A 23847-nucleotide genomic window follows, 5' to 3' on the forward strand; every position below is an offset into this window, starting at 1 on the left:
AGAAGAAATCTGCAACTGTGATACGGATAAGGCTGACGTCCGAAGATACTTCCCTATTCTCCGTGAGCTTCCCAACGGCATCAGGTATAATCACGCACTTTACATCTGACTAAAAATAGCGACATTGACTATAAATACTCTTTCCCGGCGCTTTCTCGCCCCCGCGACTGAAGCATACCAGGCGCTATTTGCCCAGCCTGATTTAGCCTCAGAAAACGACGCATTATTCAGCGAACTCCAGGCCCGTTTACACTACGCGCTGGAGCAGTTTCTGCATCCACAGGGGATCTCCCCATTCTTGCTGGTCAAAGCACCAGAAGAAAAAGAGTACCTGCAGCTGCTCTCGCAAACGGCCCTCTCTCTGCGCAATAGCGATGAATCCGCTCTGACGGGCGTCGATTATCAGGTTGTTGGTGGCAAAGTCACCGTACAGCCTGCCCGTAGCGCAGAGGACAACTTCGCAAGCCGCGGCCCCATCATTTTTGCTGACTGGGTCGAAGCGGAACAACTTTTTGGCTGTGTTCGTCAGTTTAATGGCGAAATCAGCCTGCAGCCTGGTCTGGTTCATCAGGCCAACGGCGGCATTCTGATCCTCTCTTTACGCACGCTGATGTCGCAGCCCATTCTGTGGATGCGCTTAAAAAACATCGTCACTCAACAGCGCTTCGACTGGCTGACCTTTGACGATGCGCGCCCGCTGCCGGTAAGTATCCCTTCTATGCCGTTAACGCTAAAGGTCATGCTTGTCGGTGAGCGTGAATCGCTGGCGGACTTCCAGGAGATGGAGCCTGAACTGGCCGAATCCTCGCTGTACAGCGAGTTTGAAGATAGCCTGCAGCTGACGGACGAAGAAGCCCTCAGACAATGGTGTCAGTGGGTCTCCGGGGTGGCACGTGAGAAATCGCTGCCAGGGCTTACTGCCGACGCCTGGCCACTTCTGATGCAGGAAGGTGCCCGTTACACCGGCGACCAGGAAGTGATGCCGCTCTGCCCGCTGTGGATTAACCGTCAGCTGCGTGAAGCCGCACCGTTTACCACAGACCGTACTATCAATGCCGAACAGCTGAAAACGATGCTGGTACAGCGCCAGTGGCGTGAAGGGTTCCTGGCCGAGCGTATGCAGGACGAAATCCTGCTTGAGCAGATCCTGATTGAAACCGAAGGCGAATGCATCGGTCAGATCAACGCCCTGTCGGTCATTGATTTCCCTGGTCACCCTCGCCCGTTCGGTGAACCCTCACGCATTAGCTGCGTAGTGCACATCGGCGACGGCGAGTTTACCGACGTCGAACGTAAAGCCGAACTCGGTGGCAATATTCACGCCAAAGGGATGATGTTAATGCAGGCCTTCTTAATGGCCGAGCTGGATCTGGAACAGCAACTGCCGTTCTCTGCCTCCATCACCTTTGAACAATCTTACAGTGAAGTCGACGGCGACAGCGCCTCTATGGCCGAGCTTTGTGCGCTCATCAGCGCCCTGGCGAACGTGCCGATTAACCAAAGCATTGCCATGACCGGCTCTGTCGATCAGTTTGGTCGCGCCCAGCCGGTTGGCGGCCTGAATGAAAAAATCGAAGGTTTCTTTGCTATCTGCGCTCAACGCGGCCTGAGCGGCAAGCAGGGGGTGATTATTCCTTCCGCTAACGTTCGCCACCTGAGCCTCGCAACCGAGGTGCAGGAAGCGGTAGAGGCCGGAGAATTCTCCATCTGGGCTATTGATGATGTGACCGATGCGCTGCCGCTTCTCATGCAATTGAACTGGGACGGTGAAGGACAGACGCTGTTGCAAACTATTCAGGAACGCATTGCACAAGCTACGCAGCAGGAGCCTCGCTACCGCTATCCGTGGCCGTTACGCTGGTTAAATCGTTCAGCTTCCAACTGATCGGACTTGTTCAGCGTACACGTGTTAGCTATCCTGCGTCCCGAACTCAAAATAAGGCTTACTGAAAACATGGTAGATAAACGCGAATCCTATACAAAAGAAGACCTTCTTGCCTCTGGTCGCGGTGAACTGTTTGGCGCTAAAGGCCCGCAGTTGCCAGCTCCGAGCATGCTGATGATGGATCGTGTCATTTCAATGACCGAAACCGGCGGCAACTTTGACAAGGGTTATGTTGAAGCTGAGCTCGATATCAATCCTGACCTGTGGTTCTTTGGTTGCCACTTTATCGGCGATCCAGTCATGCCAGGCTGCCTGGGTCTGGACGCAATGTGGCAGTTAGTTGGTTTCTACCTCGGCTGGCTGGGCGGCGAAGGCAAAGGCCGTGCGCTCGGCGTGGGTGAAGTTAAATTCACCGGCCAGGTTCTGCCAACCGCGAAGAAAGTGACCTACCGTATTCACTTCAAGCGTATTGTTAACCGTCGTCTGATCATGGGTCTGGCGGATGGTGAAGTGCTGGTTGATGGTCGTCTGATCTATACCGCTAACGATCTGAAAGTGGGCCTGTTCCAGGACACTTCTGCATTCTGATGCTGTTTGTCGTCAGAAGGAACTGACGACAGAGTAGCGTTGTGAATCTAAAGGCGAAACCTCCGCACTGCGGAGGTTTCTTTTTAAAGAGACAGTGTCAGGCGACTACCGCCCTGTCCTCCATGGCTTCTCGCCAGCCTCCCAGCCAGTAAGACCTCTGGTTAATGGTCTGGTATGGACACATTTCTTTTGGTCGTCCGGTGATCCCGGCCTGATACCCACGCTGATGTGCCCGCTCCAGGCGATCTCGTTTTTGTCTCTTCATGCCTCGTTTCCCTCATATCTTGGTCTGGTGGAAAAGAAAACAGTGGTTACAAAGTGTGCAGCCACATAATACGAATACCGCTAAACCATTCCCCCGTCAATGCGCAGAATTCATACCAATGTCATATTTGTGAGCTACTCAGAAGAACATTTGTACAAAAAATGTGAAGTGGGTTAAGTAAGCAATTGAGCGTAGGGATAAAAAAAACCGCCGAGGTGTTGCACCGTCGGCGGTCTTTAGAACAATTAATTCTACTTATGGTTATCGATTGATGGTTTGCGCTATCGCGGTCGCTTCCTGGCTCCAGGCCTGCGCCAGCACTTTCACCATGGCGTCATAGCCGTCCTGCTGCTGCGCCAGCTCAATATGGAACGGACGCTTCGTCAGCTGTCCCTGATGATTGAGCAGCCACTCTCCGCTCACGATAACTTTGCCATCATAACGACCGTGGAAACCATTTACCGAGACGTTAAGCGTATCCTGGTCACTGCCTAGTGGCTGCGAAGAGACCACCCAGCCCGGCAGCTGGTTACTGAGGTTCGCCACCAGCGTTGTGCGTAGCTGCTGGTCCAGCGGGCTCGCCCAAAGGTTATTGCTGGCAATCACATACTGCACATCGCTGGTCTGATAGACCACGCCGCTGCCGGCGAGGAAGTCAGGGATACTGACCTGTTCCACCCACAGCAGGCGCTGATTTGCGCTGGCGCTGTTCTGCACCGTACCCGTAGCCTGCGGCAGTTGGTAGTAGGTTTTATTTTCCGTGCTGCTGCAGGCTGCCAACAGGCAGGCTGCAACCAGTACTAACCACTTTTTCATTATTTCGCCCTCTTAGGCTCTGGATCTTTTTTATCCTTCGCTTCGAACACCAGCGCGTTGCTCTTCTCATTCAGCGTTTTCAGCACCGGCTGAAGCTCACGCAGAACCTGATCCAGACGCTGCATGTCGCCCACCATCTTGTTGTAGGCGGCGGAACCCGGCTGGAAGCCCTGCATACTGCGGTTTAGCTCACGCAGCGTTTTCTGCATATCGGCAGGCAACTGCTGCGCAGACTGGCTGGCGGTTATCTTGTTCAGATTATCCAGCGTCGTCTGCAGGCGGCGCATCGTGTTCTGGCTTTCACTCAGCGTGTTCGTGGCCTGTTCAACCATCGGCGTTAGCGGCAGATTGTTGATCTTATCGAGCGTATCCATCAGGCGCTGCTGGATCTGCGCCAGGCCACCGCTGACGGTTGGGATAATCTGATGACCACCAAACTCAGGCATCTCTTTAACCGGTTTCTCTTTTGGATAGAAATCAAGATCCACGTAAAGTGCACCGGTTACCAGGTTACCTGTTTTTAACGCACCACGCAGGCCACGTTGAATAAGGCCGGTTAAATGGGCCCCTACGTCAGGTTTTTCTCCGAGTTCGCTCGCCAGACGCTCTGGTTCAATGCGGATCATCACAGGGATACGATAGTCATCGTTCAATGCCTGACGTAAACCCGGCACAAAATATGGCACCTGTGCCACAGTACCCAGGCGAATGCCGCGGAATTCGACCGGCGCACCGGGCTGCAGCCCACGTACAGAATCTTTGAAGAACATCAGGTAGTCGATGTGCTGAGTATAGAGCGAGTCCTGAATGCTCTTTTGATCGTCATACAGCTTAAATTCAGTTTTCTCAGCTATTGGCTGCCCCAGTTCCACACCTTCCGGAACGTCAAAGCTGACGCCACCGCTAAAGAGTGTCGATAGCGAGCCCATTTCTACACGCATCCCAGCGGAGGTCAGATCGACCGCTACGCCGCTGTCCTTCCAGAAACGTACGTTGCTGGTCACCAGTCGATCGTTTGGCGCGCTGATAAACAACTGATAGCTGATAGTGCGGCTCTGAGGGTCAAAAGTACTCGTCTCAACGGACCCCACACGGTAGCCACGGAACAGCACCGGATCGCCCGGACTGAGCTGCCCTGCTTTTTTACTATCAAGCAGCACACGAATACCCTTCGCATCAGGCGGTGCCAGCGGCGGTGAATCCAGTAGCTGATAGCTGTTCAGCTCAGAACCTTTAGAACCCGGCTGCAGTTCGATATAGGCCCCCGACAGCAGCGTGCCCAACCCACTGATGCCTTCACGGCCAATCTGCGGCTTCACGACCCAGAATACCGAATCTTTGTGCAGCAGCTTTTCCATGCCGGAATTCAGTCGCGCTTTAATTTCCACGTGCGTTAGATCGTCGGTCAACGTCGTGCTTTCGACAATACCAACGTCAACGCTGCGGCTTTTGATCGTCGTTTTACCACCTTCAATACCTTCAGCGTTGGTGGTGATAAGCGTCACCTCCGGCCCCTGATGGCTGTAGTGGTAAAATAAGATCCAGGCACCAATCAGCGCCGTTACGATCGGGAAGATCCAAACGGGAGACCAGTTTTTCACTTTCTGCACCTTCGCCTCCCCACTCTTGGTTTCCATGCTTTTACGACTCCTCATGGCTTGATTCAGGTTCCCGATCCCACGAAAGTCGCGGATCAAACGTCATTGCCGAGAACATGGTCATTATGACGACCAGCGCAAACATCAGCGCGCCAATCGCCGGATAGATATTCATTAGGCCCCCGATACGCACCAGGGCCGAAAGCACTGCAATAACAAAGACGTCGATCATCGACCAGCGGCCAACAAACTCCACCACTTCGTAGATCAGGTGCATACGTTCGCTGTCCCGGTGCTTACGCTTCATACCGTTGGCATCCAGGCACAGCCAGGCGATGGCGATCATCTTCAGCGTCGGCACCATAATACTGGCGAGGAAAATGACCATCGCCACTGGATACGATCCTTCGCTCCAGAGCAGTACCACCCCGGCCAGGATGGTCGACGGCATTTTGTCGCCCAGCAGGTCGGTTATCATGATAGGCAAAATGTTGGCCGGGAGATAAAGCATGATTGACGTCACCAGCAGCGCCATTGTCCACTGCAGACTGTTTTTACGTCGGACGTGTCCTTTGCTGTGGCAACGCGGGCACTCAAGCTGGTCAGCAGGTAAAATCGCCGTACAGCAGGCACAGGAGCGCAACCCCTGACGAATACCGGTCACGCCGGGTTTCAGCGGCTGTTCAAGCTTGGGCATCGGGGCGATATCGTCCCATAGCCAGCGACGGTCCACGCACTGGAAGGTTCGCAGTTGCAAGAGACAGAAAAGACACCAGGGCAGGAAGCTGCTGCCAACGCCGATATCGCCGTACGCCATCAGCTTCACAAAGCTCACCAGCACCCCGGCAAGGAAGATTTCCGCCATGCCCCAGGTTTTCAGGGTAAACAGGATACGCGCCAGAATCGCCTTAAGCCGGTGCGGCATGCGCACCCGGTTAACCAACAGCAGAATGGTAATCAAACAGAACGCGGGCACCAACTGTACAAACAGCAGGAAGAAGGTGCCGAGGCTGGCGTAGTTTTCAGAAAACATGACGCTCGGGATTTCCAGCAGCTCAATCTCACTGTTAACCCCCGCGACGTTCATGCTGATAAACGGAAACAGGTTGGCCAGCAGCAGCATAAAGAGCGCAACCAGCACATAGGCCGTCGGACGCCGCCGAGGCTCGTCCCACGCGGTGGTCAGCGTTGTACCACAGCGTGGGCAGGTGGCCTTATGTCGGTGCTCCAGGTGCGGCAACGCCACCAGCATGTCACATTGTGGACATAGGATATGCTGTGCAGCATGATGTTGTTCGCACATGAAAACTCCTCAATCAGGCGCCGTTTTTTAACGCTTCCAGATATTCCCACCGTTCAAACGCTTCTTCCAGCGCCTGCTCAGCCTGAGCCAAATCGGCCAGCACCTTTTGCGTATGGTCGTGGGGCTGGCTGAAGAACGATGCATCGGCGACCTGAGCCTGCAACGTTTCCAGATTCGCCTCCAGCGTTTCGAGCTTCTGCGGTAGCTGCTCCAATTCGCGCTGCAGGTTATAGCTTAGTTTGGCGCTTGCTCGTTTGACCGTTTCTGCTTTTGGCTGCACCACTTCTGGGCTTTTTTTCTCGTTTGACTGTTTTTGCGCCCGTGACTGCGATTGTTGGCCGCGCGCGTCGTGATAACCGCCGACATATTGACCAATGCGCCCTTCGCCTTCGAAGATCCAACATTCGGTGACGGTGTTATCAACAAACTGACGATCGTGGCTGACCAGCATCACAGTGCCCTGATAGCCGTCGATGAGCTCTTCAAGCAACTCGAGCGTTTCGACATCCAGGTCGTTGGTTGGTTCATCGAGAATCAACAGGTTACTTGGTTTCAGGAACAGCCTTGCCAGCAGCAGACGGTTACGTTCACCACCGGACAGCGCCCGGACCGGAGTCATCGCGCGCTTCGGATGGAACAGGAAGTCCTGCAGATAGCCCAGCACGTGGCGTGGCTTACCGTTAACCATCACTTCCTGCTTGCCTTCGGCAAGGTTGTCCATCACCGTTTTGTCCGGGTCCAGCTCAGCGCGATGCTGATCGAAGTAGGCCACTTCCAGCTTAGTGCCGACGTGGATACGCCCGCTGTCCGCCTCCAGTTGACCTAACATCAGCTTCAGCAGCGTGGTTTTGCCACAGCCGTTGGCGCCGATCAGCGCAATCTTGTCACCGCGCTGAACCTGTGCAGAGAAATCTTTTACCAGCACTTTGCCGTTAACCTGGTAGTTAACGTCTTCCATCTCAAAGACGATTTTGCCGGAGCGGGATGCTTCTTCAACCTGCATTTTGGCGCTGCCCATCACTTCACGGCGGGCGCTACGTTCGTTACGCATCGCTTTCAGGGCACGAACGCGACCTTCATTACGGGTACGACGCGCTTTGATGCCCTGGCGGATCCAGACCTCTTCCTGCGCCAGCTTGCGGTCAAACTCGGCGTTTTGCAGATCTTCAACGCGCAGTGCTTCTTCTTTCTCCAGCAGGTACTGATCGTAGTTACCCGGATAGGTCACCAGCTTGCCGCGGTCGAGGTCGACAATACGGGTCGCCATATTGCGAATGAAGGAACGGTCGTGGGAGATAAAGATAATCGTGCCTTTGAAGGTTTTCAGGAAACCTTCCAGCCAGTCGATCGTTTCAATATCCAGGTGGTTCGTCGGTTCGTCGAGCAGCAGCACGCGCGGTGCGCTCACCAGCGCACGGCCCAGCGCCGCTTTACGCAGCCATCCGCCGGACAGCGCCGCCAGCTCCATATCCGGCTCCAGGCCCAGCTGTGCCAGCACTTCGTTGATGCGATTTTCCAACTGCCACAGGCCGTGGTGATCCAGCTGTTCCTGAACCTTCGCCAGCTCCTGCAGATTTTTATCGCTTGGGTCGGTCATCACCAGATGCGAGATATCGTGATAGCGCTTAAGGTACACCGCCTGCTCTTCGATACCTTCAGCCACGAAATCATAGACGCTGCCCTGCACGTTACGCGGCGGATCCTGCTGCAGACGCGCCACAACCAGATCCTGTTCGTAAATAATGCGACCGTCGTCGAGACCCTGCTCACGGTTGAGGATCTTCATCAGCGTCGATTTGCCCGCGCCATTACGGCCAACCAGACAGACGCGTTCGTTATCTTCAATATGCAGTTCTGCATTATCGAGAAGCGGCGCATCGCTGAATGACAGCCAGGCACCGTGCATACTAATTAATGACATTCTTTATTCCTTTCAGGCTGCGGTAATCAGCCAGCAGTTGTGGATCTGACGGTTACGGGCGAAATCCTGAGACTGTGTTTTTTGGGTAATATCTTGTGCTTTCAGTCCCAGTTCAGCCAGGCCGTCGTGGTCCATACGGAAACCGCGTTTGTTGTTGGAGAACATGATGGTGCCGCCTTTACGCAGCAGACGCTTCAGATCTTTCATCAGACGCAGGTGATCGCGCTGAACGTCAAACGCATCTTCCATACGTTTGGAGTTCGAGAAGGTTGGCGGATCGATAAAGATCACATCGAACTGTTCGTCGGTATCGCGCAGCCATGCCAGCACGTCCGCCTGCATCAGGCGATGCGCGCGGCCGGTTAAGCCGTTAAGGCGCAGGTTACGTTCCGCCCACTCCAGATAGGTACGCGACATATCCACGGTGGTGGTCGAACGCGCACCGCCCAGACCCGCGTGCACGCTGGCGCTGCCGGTATAGGAGAACAGGTTCAGGAAGTCTTTGCCCTTGCTCATTTCACCCAGCATACGGCGGGCGATACGGTGGTCGAGGAACAGGCCGGTGTCGAGATAATCGGTCAGGTTGACCCACAGGCGCGCGTTGTATTCGCTTACCTCCATGAAGTCGCCCTTCTCGTTCATCTTCTGATACTGGTTTTTACCCTTCTGACGCTCACGGGTTTTCAGCACCAGCTTGTTCGGTGCAATACCGAGCACGGAAATAGTCGCCGCGATAATATCAAACAGACGCTGACGCGCTTTGTTGGCATCAACGGTTTTCGGCGGCGCATACTCCTGCACCACCACCCAATCGGCGTAGCGGTCAACGGCCACGTTATATTCCGGCAGGTCGGCGTCATACAGGCGGTAGCATTCGATCCCTTCCTGTTTCGCCCACTTCTCATATTTCTTCAGATTCTTACGCAGACGGTTAGCGTAATCTTCCGCCAGCGAGGCAGGTTTCTCACCGGTGGTTTCAGCCAGGTGATAGTTTTTCTGTACGCAGTCCAGGGGGCCGTTTTTCGCTTTAAACTGACGCTCGGCGCGCAGCTGCAGGCAGCTTAACAGCTCCGGAGAGGCGCTAAACAGCGACAGGTTCCAGCCGCCAAACTGGTTTTTCATATTGCGGCCGAGCAGGCTGTGCATTGCTATCAACGCCGGTTCGCTTTCCAGACGCTCGCCGTACGGCGGGTTGCTGATAACGGTACCGTAAGGACCTTTCGGCAGCGGGTTGGTCAGCTGCGCTACATCTTTCACCTCAAAGGTGATAAGTTCGCCAATACCGGCGCGACGGGCGTTGCTGCGCGCCAGCTCAACCACGCGGCTGTCGACGTCAGAGCCAAAGAAGCGGGATTCATAGGCGGCAAGGCCAGCACGGGCGCGGGTCTGCGCATCGGCTTTCACTTCTTTCCACACGGCATCGTCATGCTGCGCCCAGCCGCTGAAGCCCCAGTGGCCGCGGTGTAGCCCCGGCGCACGGTCGGTAGCCCACATCGCCGCTTCAATCAGCAGCGTGCCGGAACCACACATAGGGTCGAGCAGCGGCGTACCCGGCACCCAGCCGGAACGCATGACGATAGCCGCCGCCAGGTTCTCTTTGATTGGCGCCATACCGGTACGATCGCGATAGCCGCGCAGGTGCAGGCCTTCGCCGCTCAGATCGAGAGAAATATAGGCGGTCTCTTTGTTGAGACGGACGTTAATACGCAGATCCGGGTTTTCACGATCGACGTTAGGACGCGGCAGATTTTTACGCGTAAAGGCATCGACGATCGCATCTTTTACCTTCAACGCACCGTACTGGCTGTTACGGATGCTATCGTTCAGGCCGCCGAAGCTCACCGCAAAGGTGGCATCCGGGGTGAAGATCGAGGTCCAGTCGATAGCCTGCACGCCGAGATAAAGATCGAGATCGCTCCAGACGCTACATTCTCCCAGCGGCATCATGATGCGCGAAGCCAGACGACTCCACATCAGGCTTTTGTACAGAAGCTGCGTGTCGCCCTGGAAATGGACGCCGCCCTGGGCAATCTGGCACTCTTGGGCGCCCAGGCCTTCCAGTTCAGTTTTTAACAGCTCTTCCAGCCCACGGGCCGTACTGGCAAACAGAGAATTCATATCGTCACTTTTACTCGCAGAAAATTGTTGCGCATTATAGCCAATCTGCGCCCCATGTCATAAAGTTAAAGGCTTATTTTCGACTCAGGGACAGCGTTGTGGCTACATTATCGCGGCTTTTTATACATCCGGTGAAATCCATGCGCGGCATCGGGCTTACGCACGCCTTTGCCGATATTAGCGGGATGGCATTTGACCGCATTTTCATGATCACCGAGCCTGATGGCACCTTTATTACCGCCCGGCAGTTCCCGGCGATGGTGCGTTTTACCCCTGCGGTCCTTCACGATGGTTTACACCTCACCGCGCCCGACGGCAGCAGTGCGTTAGTCCGTTTTGTGGATTTCGTCGGTCAGCCGTCGCCAACCGAAGTATGGGGCAACCATTTTACCTCGCGTATCGCACCCGACGCTATCAATCAGTGGCTGACGCCGTTCTTTAAGCGCGATGTCCAGCTTCGCTGGCTGGGTGATGATCTTACCCGCCGTGTTAAGCGTCACGATGCGGTGCCGCTCTCATTCGCCGATGGTTTTCCGTTCTTGCTGACCAACGAAGCCTCGCTGCGCGACCTACAGCAGCGCTGCCGCGCCAGCGTTCGCATGGAGCAGTTCCGCCCTAACCTGGTGGTGACCGGGGCACAAGCCTGGGAAGAAGATAGCTGGAAAACGCTGCGCATTGGCGACGTGGTCTTCGATGTCGTGAAGCCTTGCAGCCGCTGCATCTTTACGACCATCAGCCCGGAAAAAGGGCAAAAGCATCCGGCGGCTGAACCGCTGAGCACGCTACAGTCGTTTCGCACCAACCCTGCCAACGGCGACGTGGATTTCGGTCAGAACCTGATCGCCCGCAATAGCGGCGTGGTTCGCGTGGGTGATGAAGTGGAAATTCTTACCACCGGCCCGGCCATCGTGTACGTCGCGGGGAAAGCTGACGAAGCGCTGGCTTCGCAAACACAGCAGGATGCGCTCGTAGAAATTGACTGGGAAGGCAGTCGTTTTACCGGGAATAATCAGCAGATTTTATTGGAACAGCTGGAGCAGCAGGGCATTCGTGTCCCCTACTCCTGCCGCGCAGGTATCTGCGGCAGCTGCCGCGTGACGCTGTTGGACGGTGAAGTCAGTCCGCTGAAAAAGAGTGCGATAGCCAACGATGGTACGATTCTCAGCTGTAGCTGCGTACCGAAAACAGCGCTAAAGCTGAAGCTTTAAACCGCCTGCTCCAGGCTGTAACCGTCCAGCCCCGGCTGAGGTTGCAGCCTGTCGTTCATCACCTTGATAGGGTCGCCAAGCTGCATAGTGCGCCCAGCCAATACCAGACCCGGCTGGGCCAGCAGGCACAGGGCTGCATTATCGCCCGGCTCTACCACCAGCAAATTCACCTGGCTGTCATCGTCGCTCAACCACACGGCCGCTGCATCGCCAGTTACCGGAGACCAGCTCTCTTCGTGAGCGCGGAAGTGCCAGCTTTTCGGCATTTGCGGTTTCAGGAAGCGGATAGCCACCAGCGCATTAAGAATGAGCTCAGCGCGATGCTCTTTTGACAGTACAAGATCGCGGCATTTCTCTTCAAAAGAGAAATAAAGCGCAGCATCGTCAACGCAGAACCCGGTAGACGCAAAAGCATCGGGGGTTAACATCCGGCGAGCAAAACGCGAACGAAACAACATACCATTGGCTAAATCGAGCATCATACGATCGTGCTCTTCATCGTAATACCAACGCCAGTTATCATCAGGTTTAATTCGCATTTTACTCCCCCGTCATATTCGCATCCAATGCATTGCCCTTTCTTCCGTTGCGTTACTTAGCCTTAAATAATAAAAGACCAATATGTTTAAATAAGCAACAATACGGGAATATAATGCAACCAGGGCCGGAAATAAAGCCCTGGATCACATTATCAGGAAAAATACTAGATGTGGGTAACGATTTCTTTAATCAGCGGCGGGCCTTTAAAAATAAACCCGGAATAGATCTGCACCAGAGACGCGCCAGCCGCCATCTTTTCACGCGCCGCAATCACCGAGTCGATACCGCCAACGCCAATTATCGGTAATTGACCTTTTAATTCGGCTGACAGCATACGAATAATTTCGGTGCTTTTTAATTGTAATGGACGACCGCTTAAGCCTCCCATTTCATCGCAATTTTTCATCCCCTGAACCAGAGAACGATCCAATGTGGTATTGGTAGCAATCACCCCATCAATATTATGGCGGACTAAACTGTCGGCCACCTGGATCAACTCTTCATGAGAAAGATCCGGAGCGATCTTCACCGCCACTGGAACATATTTATGGTGCTTTTGTTCGAGTTCAGATTGCTTATTTTTAATACCGGAAAGGAGATCGTCTAACGCATCGCCATATTGCAGCGTACGCAGCCCAGGGGTATTTGGCGAGGAGATATTAATCGCAATATAACCGGCATAGGCGTAGATTTTTTCCATACAAATCAGATAGTCATCTTTGCCCTGCTCAACCGGGGTATCTTTATTTTTGCCGATATTAATCCCCAGAATTCCGTCGAAATGCGCTTTTTTTACGTTCTCGACCAGGTTATCAACGCCATGGTTATTGAAGCCCATACGGTTGATCAACCCTTCGGCATCGACCAGACGGAACAAGCGCGGCTTGTCGTTACCCGGCTGCGGACGCGGCGTGACGGTACCAATCTCAATGGAGCCGAAACCCATCGCCCCTAAGGCGTCGATACATTCGCCATCTTTATCCAGACCGGCGGCCAGACCCAGTGGGTTTTTAAACGTCAGCCCCATGCAGGTGACCGGTTTTTCCGGCACTTTTTGACGCACGAGTGCTTCCAGCGGGGTGCCGGTGACGCGACGTAATTGTTGAAACGTTAATTCATGAGCGCGCTCTGGATCGAGCTGAAAAAGTGCTTTACGAACGAAGGGATAGTACATGAACTCTCCTGGATTCCCGGTGTGCAAACCGGGGGCGTATTATGTGCGATAACGCTCAGAAATGGAATTGACCTACGGCAAAAAAAGCGCAATCGTTTTCCTTCCATTCAACCTCTCCTGCACTCCGCATATGCATTTTCTGGTAATCCATCATCAGAAAAAGTATTTCGCCCGCAGTTTCCTCTCTGACACACTGATGCAAATGTTATCAATTTTAGATTAATGTTTGTTTTTAGTTATAAGGAGAGACCATGCGCGTCATTACTTTAGCAGGCAGCCCTCGTTTTCCTTCTCGCTCCAGCGCCCTGCTGGAGTACGCCCGGGAGAAACTCTCTGCCGCCGACGTTGAAGTTTTCCATTGGCATCTACAGAACTTCGACCCCGAAGATCTGTTTCACGCCCGTTTTGACAGCCCGGCGCTGCAAACCTTGACCGAGCAGTTAGCTCACGCTGACGGCCTGATTATCGCCACCCCGGTCTACAAGGCATCATTCGCTGGTGCATTAAAAGCGCTGCTGGATCTGTTGCCCGAGCGTGCGCTGGAAGGCAAAGTGGTGCTGCCACTGGCAACCGGCGGTACGGTGGCGCATATGCTGGCGGTGGATTACGCCTTAAAGCCGGTGTTGAATGCGTTGAAGGCCCAGGAGATCCTGCAGGGTGTGTTTGCCGACGATAGCCAGGTGACAGATTATCAGCATAAGCCGCAGTTCAGCCCAAATCTGCACACCCGACTGGACAGCGCGCTGGAGACATTCTGGCAGGCGCTGCATCGGCGGGACATTCAGGTTCCCACGTTAAGTTCCGCACGACTCACCGAACATGTTTGATAAAAAAACGCCGTAGGGAAAAAACCTACGGCGTTTTTGTTTGTCGATATCAATGTAACCGGAATTGCCACCGAGCCTCCCCGGAGTCGGCTCGCGCCTCGTCCGGGCTACTGGTTAAGCTAAGGCTTTAGCAATCTTCTCGTACAAGTCGCCAGAAAGATTTTCCAGCCCTTTCAGTTGCTCCAGCGCGGCACGCATTAACGCCTGACGCTTCGCATCGTAGCGTTTCAGGCGGATCAGCGGCTCAATCAGACGAGAAGCCACCTGCGGGTTTTTGCTGTTCAGTACGGTGAGCATTTCCACCAGGAACTGATAGCCGCTGCCGTCTGCCGCATGGAACGCCGCCGGGTTACTGCCGGCAAAGGCGCCAATCAGCGAGCGAATACGGTTCGGGTTATTCATGCTGAATGAACGGTGGTTCAGCAGCTTACGTACCGTTGCCAGCACGTCGTCCGCCGGGCTGGTCGCCTGTAGAATCAGCCATTTATCCATCACCAGACCGTCATGATGCCATTTGTCATCATATTCCTGCATCAGCGCGTCACGACATGGCAGTTCAGCCGCTACGGCAGCAGACAGTGCCGCCAGCGCATCCGTCATGTTATCGGCATGATGGTACTGATCGCTCACCAGCTTATCGCCCAGCTCACGATCACCAAATGCCAGATAGCGCAGGCAGGTATTGCGCAGCGAACGCTTGCCAATGTCGGCATGTTCTACACGATAGCTGTCGAGTTTGTTGGCGTTATAAATCGCCAGACATTCATCGGCCAGTTCAGTCGCCAGCGTACGGGTCAGCGCTTCGCGCACCGCGGCAATGGCAATAGGATCGATAATCTCGAACAGCTCAGCAATTTCGCTAGCTGATGGCAACGTCAGGATTTCAGCCGCCAGCGCCGGGTCGATGTGCTCATCCAGCAGGATCGCGCGGAATGCATCAGCCACGTGGACCGGCAGCGACAGCGGTTGACCCTGCTGATGACGCGCAACGTTCAGCTTGATATAGGTTGCCAGCAGGCTTTGCGCCGCATCCCAGCGGGAGAAGTCATTTCGCGCGTGACGCATCAGGAACGTCAGTTGCTGATCGCTCCATTTATATTCCAGCTTCACCGGCGCCGAGAACTCGCGCAGCAGGGACGGAACCGGCTGGAAGTAGACGTTATCGAAAACAAAGGTCTGCTCTGCCTGGGTCACGTTCAGCACATGATGCACCGGATGCCCGTCTTTCTGCAGCGGGATCACCTTACCTTCGTTATCGTAAAGCTCGATGTCGAATGGAATGTGCAGCGGGAATTTTTCATCCTGCTCGGCGGTCGCCGGCGTACGCTGACGAATGGTCAGGGTGTACTGCTCGGTTTCCGGGTTGTAGTCGTCGTGTACGCTGACGATTGGCGTACCGGCCTGGCTATACCAGCGACGGAAATGGGACAGGTCAACGTTGGACGCATCTTCCATCGCCTGCACAAAATCATCGCAGGTCGCGGCGCTGCCGTCATGACGTTCGAAGTACAACTGCATCCCTTTCTGGAAGTTGGTTTCACCCAGCAGAGTGTGCAGCATGCGGATAACCTCCGCCCCTTTCTCGTACACCGTCAGGGTATAGAAGTTATTCATTTCAATAACTTTATCCGGGCGGATCGGGTGCGCCATCGGACTGGCGTCTTCGGCAAACTGCAGGCCGCGCATGGTGCGTACGTTGCTGATGCGGTTGACGGCGCGCGAGCCTAAATCAGAGCTGAATTCCTGGTCACGGAAAACGGTTAAGCCCTCTTTCAGGCTCAGCTGGAACCAGTCACGGCAGGTAACGCGGTTACCAGTCCAGTTATGGAAGTATTCGTGGCCAATCACGCGCTCGATATCGAGATAGTCTTTATCCGTCGCGGTATCGGTACGGGCCAGCACGTATTTGGAGTTAAAGACGTTCAGCCCTTTGTTCTCCATCGCGCCCATATTGAAGAAGTCGACGGCAACAATCATATAAATGTCGAGGTCGTACTCCAGGCCGAAACGATCTTCGTCCCACTTCATGGAGTTTTTCAGCGAGGTCATCGCCCACGGCGCGCGGTCCAGGTTGCCGCGGTCAACGAACAGCTCCAGCGCGACTTCACGGCCGGAGCGAGTTTTGAAGGTATCACGCAGTACGTCGAAATCACCGGCGACCAGCGCAAACAGGTAGCAAGGTTTCGGGAATGGATCCTGCCACTGCACCCAGTGGCGACCATTCTCCAGTTCGCCCTCGGCAATGCGGTTGCCGTTAGAGAGCAGGAACGGATATTTGGTTTTATCAGCGGTAATTTTAGTGGTGAAGCGGGCCAGCACATCCGGGCGATCAAGATACCAGGTAATGTGGCGGAAGCCTTCAGCTTCACACTGGGTGCAGAGCGCTTCGCCAGACTGATACAGCCCCTCTAACGCGGTATTCGCCGCTGGGCTGATTTCATTCACAATCTTCAGGGTGAAACGTTCTGGCAGACCCGCGATAACCAGATAGTTCTCTTCTTCTTTATAGTTGTCCCACGGCTCGCCGTTAACGTGAAGAGAGATCAGGGTTAAATCTTCACCGTTCAGACGTAGCGGTACATCAGACGCTGCGTGGCGGGAAACCTGGCTTTCCGCGGTCACGATGGTTTTTGCGGCATCCAGGTCAAAGGCCAGGTCAATATCACTAATCAGGTAGTCCGGCGCACGATAGTCGTGGCGGTACTTGGCTTGGGGCTGTTGTGTCATAAAAAACCTTTAGCATCTTTTGTAAATGTCACCTCCAGTCTATTCCTGTTGTGTTAAACGCGCTACGCAGAATCTTCATCTTTTCCAGTCAAATAGGGAAAAATGATACATTTACTTAACATAACGCACAAAACGCCATGGTGACTCTTCGTGCCTTATGGTGTGATCGGGGTTCAATAAATCGATAAACAAGGTATACTCCAGCGATTCTCCCCTGTTGTTTATTGTACTAAACGCTCCTGTGAGAGGATGCTACTGCGCACCATGACACAATTCGCTTCTCCTGTGCTGCACTCGCTGCTAGACACAGATGCCTACAAACTGCATATGCAGCAGGCCGTGTTTCACCACTACTATGACGTAAACGTAGCGGCTGAATTCCGCTGCCGTGGGGACGATCTGCTGGGCATTTATGCTGACGCTATTCGCGAACAAGTCGAAGCCATGCGTTCACTCACCCTGCAGGATGACGAGTACCACTGGCTATCCGGCCTTCCTTTCTTTAAACAAGATTACCTGAACTGGCTGCGTGATTTTCGCTACGACCCGCAGCAGGTCACCGTCACCAACGATAACGGCAAGCTCAATATTCGCCTTGAAGGCCCGTGGCGCGAAGTCATCATGTGGGAAGTTCCGCTGCTGGCGGTAATTAGCGAGCTGGTTCATCGCTACCGTTCGCCGGAAAACGGTGTGCCGCAGGCGCTGGACATGCTGGAGCGTAAGCTGGTCGACTTTAATCAGTTGACCGCCGACATTGACATGTCCGCCTTCAGGCTGATGGATTTTGGTACCCGCCGCCGTTTTTCCCGCGAAGTACAGGAGGCGATTGTTAGCCGCCTGCAGCAGGAATCCTGGTTTACCGGCACCAGCAATTACGATCTGGCGCGCCGTCTATCGTTAACCCCAATGGGAACGCAGGCGCACGAATGGTTCCAGGCACATCAGCAAATTAGCCCTGACCTTGCCACCAGCCAACGTGCCGCGTTGGCCGCCTGGCTCGAAGAATATCCAGAACAGCTCGGCATTGCGTTGACCGACTGCATCACCATGGATGCCTTCCTGCGTGATTTTGGTTCGGAATTTGCTACCCGCTACCAGGGATTGCGCCATGACTCGGGCGACCCGTTTGAATGGGGCGAGAAAGCCATCAACCACTATAAAAAGCTGGGCATCGACCCGCTGAGTAAAGTGCTGGTGTTCTCCGATAATCTCGACTTAACCAAAGCCGTTGAGCTATATCGTCACTTCTCATCGCGCATTAATTTGAGCTTCGGTATCGGTACGCGTTTAACCTGCGATATTCCACAGGTGAAGCCGCTGAATATCGTTATCAAACTGGTTGAGTGTAACGGTAAGCCGGTGGCAAAACTCTCCGACAGCCCGGGTAAAACTATCTGTCACGATAAAGCGTTTGTTCGCGCTTTACGTAAAGCATTTGATCTTCCGCAGATCAAAAAGGCGAGTTAATCACCAAAGGGAGCCGTTATGGCTCCCTTCTGATTTAATTATTTCTGAAAACACCCCTTCTCCATGCTAATTCTACTTGTCTGATAGAAGATGACAGGTAACATAGATATCCCCCGCCGTTCCGGGGAAAACGATTTTTTTATTGGACTACGAATAGAGAGACTATTATGAGCGTTGTGCCTGTAGCCGACGTACTCCAGGGCCGCGTAGCCGTTGACAGCGAAGTCACCGTGCGCGGCTGGGTACGTACCCGCCGAGATTCAAAAGCTGGCTTTTCCTTCCTCGCCGTCTATGATGGTTCCTGCTTTGATCCTGTACAGGCCGTTATTAATAATTCTCTGCCCAATTACAATCAGGAAGTGCTGCGTCTGACCACCGGCTGCTCCGTGATTGTCACCGGCAAGATCGTCGCCTCTCAGGGTCAGGGCCAGAGTTTTGAAATTCAGGCTTCCAGCATTGAAGTGACCGGCTGGGTTGAAGATCCCGACACCTACCCGATGGCGGCAAAACGCCACAGCATCGAGTATCTGCGTGAAGTGGCGCACATGCGTCCACGTACCAATCTGATTGGTGCGGTTGCACGCGTACGTCATACGCTGGCACAGGCGCTGCATCGTTTCTTCGACGAGCAGGGTTTCTTCTGGGTTTCTACCCCGCTGATTACTGCTTCCGATACCGAAGGTGCTGGTGAAATGTTCCGCGTTTCCACGCTGGATATGGAAAACCTGCCGCGCAACGATCAGGGTAAAGTCGATTACGACAAAGATTTCTTCGGCAAAGAAGCCTTCCTGACCGTTTCCGGCCAGCTGAACGGCGAAACCTATGCTTGTGCGCTGTCGAAAATCTACACCTTCGGCCCAACCTTCCGCGCTGAAAACTCCAACACCAGCCGTCACCTGGCGGAGTTCTGGATGCTGGAACCCGAAGTGGCGTTTGCCGATCTGGAAGATAACGCCCGTCTGGCAGAAGCCATGCTGAAGTACGTCTTCAAAGCCGTGCTGACCGAACGTGCGGACGACATGAAGTTCTTCGCTGAGCGCGTAGATAAAGATGCTATCGATCGTCTGGAGCGTTTCGTGACCGCTGATTTCGCGCAGGTCGATTATACCGACGCCGTTACCATCCTGGAAAACTGTGGCAAGCAGTTCGAAAACCCAGTTTACTGGGGCGTGGATCTCTCTTCCGAACACGAACGCTACCTGGCTGAAGAACACTTCAAAGCGCCGGTCGTTGTGAAAAACTACCCGAAAGAGATCAAGGCGTTCTATATGCGTCTTAACGAAGATGGTAAAACCGTTGCCGCAATGGACGTTCTGGCGCCGGGCATTGGTGAAATCATCGGCGGCTCCCAGCGTGAAGAGCGTCTGGACGTTCTGGATGCGCGTATGGCGGAAATGGGTCTTAATAAAGAAGACTACTGGTGGTATCGCGATCTGCGTCGTTACGGCACCGTGCCACATTCCGGTTTTGGTCTGGGCTTCGAACGTCTGATCGCTTACGTTACCGGCGTGCAGAACGTCCGTGACGTGATCCCGTTCCCAAGAACACCACGTAACGCTACCTTCTAAGTTTATCGCTTCTTCAAGGCCAGCCTCAGCGCTGGCCTTTTTTTGGCCGCCAGCGTAAAGAAATCTTTATTTAATTTAACAAACTTAAACATCAACCCCCTCCCCTCCGACCTTTGTTACAGCACATTTCGCCGCAATAATTAAGTACAAAAAATAAGCACAATATGTTTACGGATCAGATTTCACTACTGCCTTAGCATATTTTTTGAACAAACACACGGCTATCCGGATGGCTGAAAAAGGTCATAGATAAAAGTTTGTCTCTTGGGCATTAGCGATAAGAAAAGGCGTTATACAAATAAAAGATAAGAAATTCATATTGATAGATAAGTGGTCGTTCAATTAACCCGCACCTATCTCAGAATTTTGAGATAGTTCACAAAGTTCCTTAAAATTAACACAATGTTACACATTATTTCTTTTGGTTACACATTCTTGATGCTTGTAGCATTTTCAGAGTGGCTAAAGCGCGTTTGGAATGGAAAGATGCCTCTCAGACACATAAAGACACCAAACTATCATCAATAGTTCCGTAAATTTTTATTGACGGAGGTAATTGGCGGCAGTGGCGAGTGTCTATAAAAAAAACCTAATGAGGGTAATAAATAATGATGAAGCGTAATATCCTGGCAGTGGTAATCCCTGCCCTGCTGGTAGCTGGCGCAGCAAACGCGGCCGAAATCTATAACAAAGACGGCAACAAGCTGGATCTGTACGGTAAAGTGAACGCAGAGCGTGACTTCACCACCAGCGGCGACACCAGCAACTCTGATGGCACCTATGCTCAGCTGGGCTTCAAAGGTGAAACTCAGATCAACGACCAACTGGTTGGTTTTGGTCAGTGGGAATACCGCTTCATGGCAAACGGCCCTGAAGGCACCGCAGCTTCTAACAAAAACCGTCTGGCCTTCGCTGGCCTGAAAGCGGGCGATGCTGGCAGCATCAGCTACGGCCGTAACTACGGTATCGTGTACGACGTTGCTTCTTACACCGATATGGCACCATCCTTCTCCGGTATGACCTGGGGCGGCGGCCACGTTGACAACTACATGACCAGCCGTGGTACCGGTCTGCTGACCTACCGCAACAGCGATTTCTTCGGTCTGGTTGATGGCCTGAGCCTGGGCATCCAGTATCAGGGCAAAAACGACGGTAAGGATGTTAACACTGCTAACGGCGAAGGCGTTGGTTACTCCCTGGGCTATGATTTCGGCGAAGGTTTCGGCCTGATCGGTTCTTACAGCAACTCTGGCCGTACCGGTAACCAGAAGTACAATGACCCAAATGGCAACGTAGGCAACAACGCGGAAGCATGGGGTATTGGTGCTAAATACGACGCGAACAACATCTACCTGGCAACCACCTACGCTGAAACCCGTAACCTGACGCGTACCGGACCTGACGGCGATGATGGTTTTGCTAACAAAACCCAGAACTTCGAAATCGTAGCTCAGTACCAGTTCGACTTCGGCCTGCGTCCAGCAATCTCCTACGTTCAGACCAAAGGTAAAGACCTGGCTCCAGTGGCTAACTCTAAAGGCACCTTTACCGGTGGTGATGCAGATCTGGCTAAATTTATCCAGCTGGGCGCAACCTACTACTTCAACAAAAACTTCAACGTAGCAGTAGACTACTACTTCAACCTGTTGAACAAAAACGACGCTTACACCAAAACTGTTGGCGGTATCAACGGCAACGACGACATGATGGCACTGATGGCAACTTATCAGTTCTAATCAGCATACCCTCCTCGTTATATGCCTATAAAGCAGGACTTCGGTCCTGCTTTTTTACGTTCCTAAGATGAAGATCGTAACTTTTGAAAACCTTCGCGCTTTTAGTCTCTAACGGTTGGCATTTTGTAAATCTGCCGTTAACCTGATAGCGGATTTCCCCCGAACTAATAAATGGAACCTCGTCATGTTTGAGAACATTACAGCCGCCCCTGCCGACCCAATTCTGGGCCTGGCCGATCTGTTTCGCGCCGACGACCGCCCGGGTAAAATCAATCTCGGGATTGGTGTATATAAAGATGAAACCGGTAAGACTCCGGTTCTGACCAGCGTAAAAAAAGCTGAACAGTATCTGCTGGAAAATGAGACCACCAAAAACTATCTCGGCATTGATGGTATTCCTGAATTCGGTCGCTGCACGCAGGAACTGCTGTTTGGCAAAGGTAGCCCTATCGTTAGCGATAAGCGTGCTCGCACCGCGCAAACCCCTGGCGGCACCGGCGCTCTGCGCGTCGCGGCGGACTTCCTTGCTAAAAACACCGACGTGAAGCGCGTTTGGGTCAGCAATCCAAGCTGGCCGAACCACAAAAGCGTCTTTGGTGCTGCGGGCCTCGAAGTACGTGAATACAACTACTACAGCGCTGAAAAGCACGCGCTGGACTTCGACGCGCTGCTGGCAAGCCTGAACGACGCCCAGTCGGGTGACGTGGTGCTGTTCCACGGCTGCTGCCATAACCCTACCGGCATTGACCCTACGCTTGAGCAGTGGCAACAGCTGGCACAGCTTTCCGTTGAGAAAGGCTGGCTGCCGCTGTTTGACTTCGCGTACCAGGGCTTCGCCCGCGGTCTGGAAGAAGATGCGGAAGGCCTGCGTGCCTTTGCTGCGCTGCACAAAGAGCTGATTGTGGCGAGCTCCTTCTCCAAAAACTTTGGCCTCTACAACGAGCGTGTGGGTGCCTGTACGCTGGTGACCGCCGACGCCGATACCGCCGACCGCGCCTTCAGCCAGATGAAAGCCGTTATCCGCGCCAACTACTCTAACCCACCGGCACACGGTGCATCTGTCGTAGCAACTATCCTTAGCAACGACGCTCTGCGTGCTATCTGGGAACAAGAGCTGACCGATATGCGTCAGCGCATCCAGCGCATGCGTCTGCTGTTTGTGAATACGCTACAGGAAAAAGGGGCTAACCGTGACTTCAGCTTTATCACCAAACAGAACGGTATGTTCTCCTTCAGCGGCCTGACCAAAGAACAGGTTCTACGTCTGCGTGAAGAGTTTGGCGTTTATGCCGTGGCCTCCGGTCGCATTAACGTTGCCGGGATGACCCCAGACAACATGGCGCCGCTGTGCGAAGCTATCGTCGCCGTACTGTAATATGCGAGTAGCCCGGACGAGGTGCGTAGCGCCGACTCCGGGTGGACATAAAAAAGGCCGCATCAGCGGCCTTTTTTGTTTTTACCAGACGGGAAGTTCATCCTGCAGGAACGGGTTATGCTGACGTTCATAGCCAATCGTCGACATCGGCCCATGCCCAGCAATAAACTTCACGTCGTCACCCAGCGGCAGCAGCTTGCGCTTGATAGCGTCAATCAGCTGCGCGTGGTCACCGCGCGGGAAGTCACTGCGCCCTACGCCGCCTTTAAACAGCACGTCCCCGGAAATCAGCAACCGCGCATCATTATCAAAGAAGACCACATGACCTGGCGTGTGACCTGGGCAGTGCAGCACCTGCAGCTTCACGTTGCCCACGCTGACGGTATCGCCTTCATTTAGCCAGCGATCCGGCGTCAGCGGCTGGCAGTCATCCAGACCAAACATCCGGCTTTGTGCCGGCAGGCCCTGCAACCAGAACTCGTCTTCTTTTTCCGGCCCAATCACCGGCACACCGTAGTGCTGTGCCAGTTCCGCCGCCGCACCCACATGATCAAGATGACCATGGGTCAGCAAAATTTGCTGCAACGTCACGCCAGCCTCGGCAACCTTCTGTTTAATGGTCTCAGCATCACCACCTGGATCGACCAGCGCCGCCAGTTTAGTTTGCTCACACCAGATCAACGAACAGTTCTGCGCGAACGCAGTGACCGGAATAATACGATAATTCATGC

The 23847-nt window shown here is 53.8% G+C and carries 18 protein-coding genes; 8 read left to right on the plus strand and 10 right to left on the minus strand.

Translation table 11 applies throughout. The annotated features are described in order from the left end of the window. Positions 1 to 124: 124 nt before the first annotated feature. Both FHC49_RS23615 and fabA read left to right on the plus strand, forming a co-directional pair. The gene (locus tag FHC49_RS23615; protein WP_220440998.1) at positions 125 to 1885 is read left to right on the plus strand and encodes a Lon protease family protein; all 1761 of its coding nucleotides are present in this window, start codon (positions 125 to 127) and stop codon (positions 1883 to 1885) included. Between the two features lie 69 nt (positions 1886 to 1954). After that, complete coding sequence (gene fabA / locus FHC49_RS23620; RefSeq protein ID WP_185666540.1) at positions 1955 to 2473, plus strand: bifunctional 3-hydroxydecanoyl-ACP dehydratase/trans-2-decenoyl-ACP isomerase; 519 nt, start codon at positions 1955 to 1957, stop codon at positions 2471 to 2473. 97 nt (positions 2474 to 2570) lie between these two features. On the opposite strand, the gene rmf is transcribed toward fabA, so the two are convergent. From rmf to rlmKL, 6 genes are all read right to left on the minus strand, one after another. Next, positions 2571 to 2738: a ribosome modulation factor gene (gene rmf / locus FHC49_RS23625; RefSeq protein ID WP_035892402.1), complete on the minus strand. Its 168-nt coding sequence runs from the start codon at positions 2736 to 2738 to the stop codon at positions 2571 to 2573. Positions 2739 to 2999: 261 nt separating this feature from the next. Beyond that, the gene (gene pqiC / locus FHC49_RS23630; protein WP_220440999.1) at positions 3000 to 3554 is read right to left on the minus strand and encodes a membrane integrity-associated transporter subunit PqiC; all 555 of its coding nucleotides are present in this window, start codon (positions 3552 to 3554) and stop codon (positions 3000 to 3002) included. Then, positions 3554 to 5191, minus strand: a complete 1638-nt coding sequence (gene pqiB / locus FHC49_RS23635) for an intermembrane transport protein PqiB (protein ID WP_185666542.1) — start codon at positions 5189 to 5191, stop codon at positions 3554 to 3556. Before pqiB ends, pqiC begins: the two co-directional genes overlap by 1 nt. 4 nt (positions 5192 to 5195) lie before the next feature. Beyond that, entirely contained in the window at positions 5196 to 6455 is a 1260-nt protein-coding gene (gene pqiA, locus FHC49_RS23640; RefSeq protein WP_220441000.1) for a membrane integrity-associated transporter subunit PqiA, read from the minus strand. Positions 6456 to 6468: 13 nt separating this feature from the next. Then, positions 6469 to 8376 carry an ABC transporter ATP-binding protein gene (locus tag FHC49_RS23645; RefSeq protein WP_185666544.1) on the minus strand — a complete coding sequence of 636 codons (1908 nt, stop codon included), beginning with the start codon at positions 8374 to 8376 and terminating at the stop codon, positions 6469 to 6471. Positions 8377 to 8388: 12 nt separating this feature from the next. Then, positions 8389 to 10494 (minus strand): bifunctional 23S rRNA (guanine(2069)-N(7))-methyltransferase RlmK/23S rRNA (guanine(2445)-N(2))-methyltransferase RlmL, encoded by a 2106-nt coding sequence (gene rlmKL / locus FHC49_RS23650; RefSeq protein ID WP_220441001.1) that lies wholly within the window; start codon positions 10492 to 10494, stop codon positions 8389 to 8391. Positions 10495 to 10592: 98 nt separating this feature from the next. On the opposite strand from rlmKL, the gene FHC49_RS23655 reads away from it, so the two are divergent. Beyond that, positions 10593 to 11702 carry a YcbX family protein gene (locus tag FHC49_RS23655; protein WP_220441002.1) on the plus strand — a complete coding sequence of 370 codons (1110 nt, stop codon included), beginning with the start codon at positions 10593 to 10595 and terminating at the stop codon, positions 11700 to 11702. Here FHC49_RS23655 and zapC read toward each other — a convergent pair. Further along, entirely contained in the window at positions 11699 to 12241 is a 543-nt protein-coding gene (zapC, locus tag FHC49_RS23660; protein ID WP_220441003.1) for a cell division protein ZapC, read from the minus strand. The genes FHC49_RS23655 and zapC overlap by 4 nt on opposite strands. 164 nt (positions 12242 to 12405) lie before the next feature. Beyond that, on the minus strand, positions 12406 to 13416 hold the full coding sequence (gene pyrD, locus FHC49_RS23665; protein WP_035892411.1) for a quinone-dependent dihydroorotate dehydrogenase: 1011 nt from the start codon (positions 13414 to 13416) through the stop codon (positions 12406 to 12408). A 251-nt stretch (positions 13417 to 13667) separates the two neighbouring features. Here pyrD and ssuE point away from each other — a divergent pair, with 251 nt between their 5' ends. Continuing rightward, complete coding sequence (gene ssuE / locus FHC49_RS23670; RefSeq protein WP_220441004.1) at positions 13668 to 14243, plus strand: NADPH-dependent FMN reductase; 576 nt, start codon at positions 13668 to 13670, stop codon at positions 14241 to 14243. Positions 14244 to 14357: 114 nt separating this feature from the next. Here ssuE and pepN read toward each other — a convergent pair whose 3' ends face one another. Then, positions 14358 to 16970: an aminopeptidase N gene (gene pepN, locus FHC49_RS23675; protein WP_220441005.1), complete on the minus strand. Its 2613-nt coding sequence runs from the start codon at positions 16968 to 16970 to the stop codon at positions 14358 to 14360. Positions 16971 to 17234: 264 nt separating this feature from the next. Here pepN and pncB point away from each other — a divergent pair, with 264 nt between their 5' ends. The 4 genes from pncB to FHC49_RS23695 all read left to right on the plus strand — a co-directional run bounded on the left by pncB (position 17235) and on the right by FHC49_RS23695 (position 23116). After that, positions 17235 to 18437, plus strand: coding sequence for a nicotinate phosphoribosyltransferase (gene pncB, locus FHC49_RS23680; protein WP_185666550.1), 1203 nt, complete (start codon positions 17235 to 17237; stop codon positions 18435 to 18437). A 167-nt stretch (positions 18438 to 18604) separates the two neighbouring features. After that, entirely contained in the window at positions 18605 to 20005 is a 1401-nt protein-coding gene (gene asnS / locus FHC49_RS23685) for an asparagine--tRNA ligase (RefSeq protein ID WP_185666551.1), read from the plus strand. 608 nt (positions 20006 to 20613) lie between these two features. Continuing rightward, positions 20614 to 21741 carry a porin gene (locus tag FHC49_RS23690; RefSeq protein ID WP_305067782.1) on the plus strand — a complete coding sequence of 376 codons (1128 nt, stop codon included), beginning with the start codon at positions 20614 to 20616 and terminating at the stop codon, positions 21739 to 21741. 184 nt (positions 21742 to 21925) lie between these two features. Continuing rightward, a complete protein-coding gene (locus FHC49_RS23695) occupies positions 21926 to 23116 on the plus strand; it encodes an amino acid aminotransferase (RefSeq protein WP_185666552.1) in 1191 nt (396 codons plus the stop codon). 81 nt (positions 23117 to 23197) lie between these two features. On the opposite strand, the gene FHC49_RS23700 is transcribed toward FHC49_RS23695, so the two are convergent. Beyond that, positions 23198 to 23845 (minus strand): MBL fold metallo-hydrolase, encoded by a 648-nt coding sequence (locus tag FHC49_RS23700; protein ID WP_123651307.1) that lies wholly within the window; start codon positions 23843 to 23845, stop codon positions 23198 to 23200. Positions 23846 to 23847: the final 2 nt, after the last annotated feature.

The sequence above is a fragment of the Kluyvera sp. EC_51 genome (assembly GCF_019584505.1).
GTDB classification, from domain to species: Bacteria; Pseudomonadota; Gammaproteobacteria; order Enterobacterales; family Enterobacteriaceae; genus Kluyvera; species Kluyvera sichuanensis.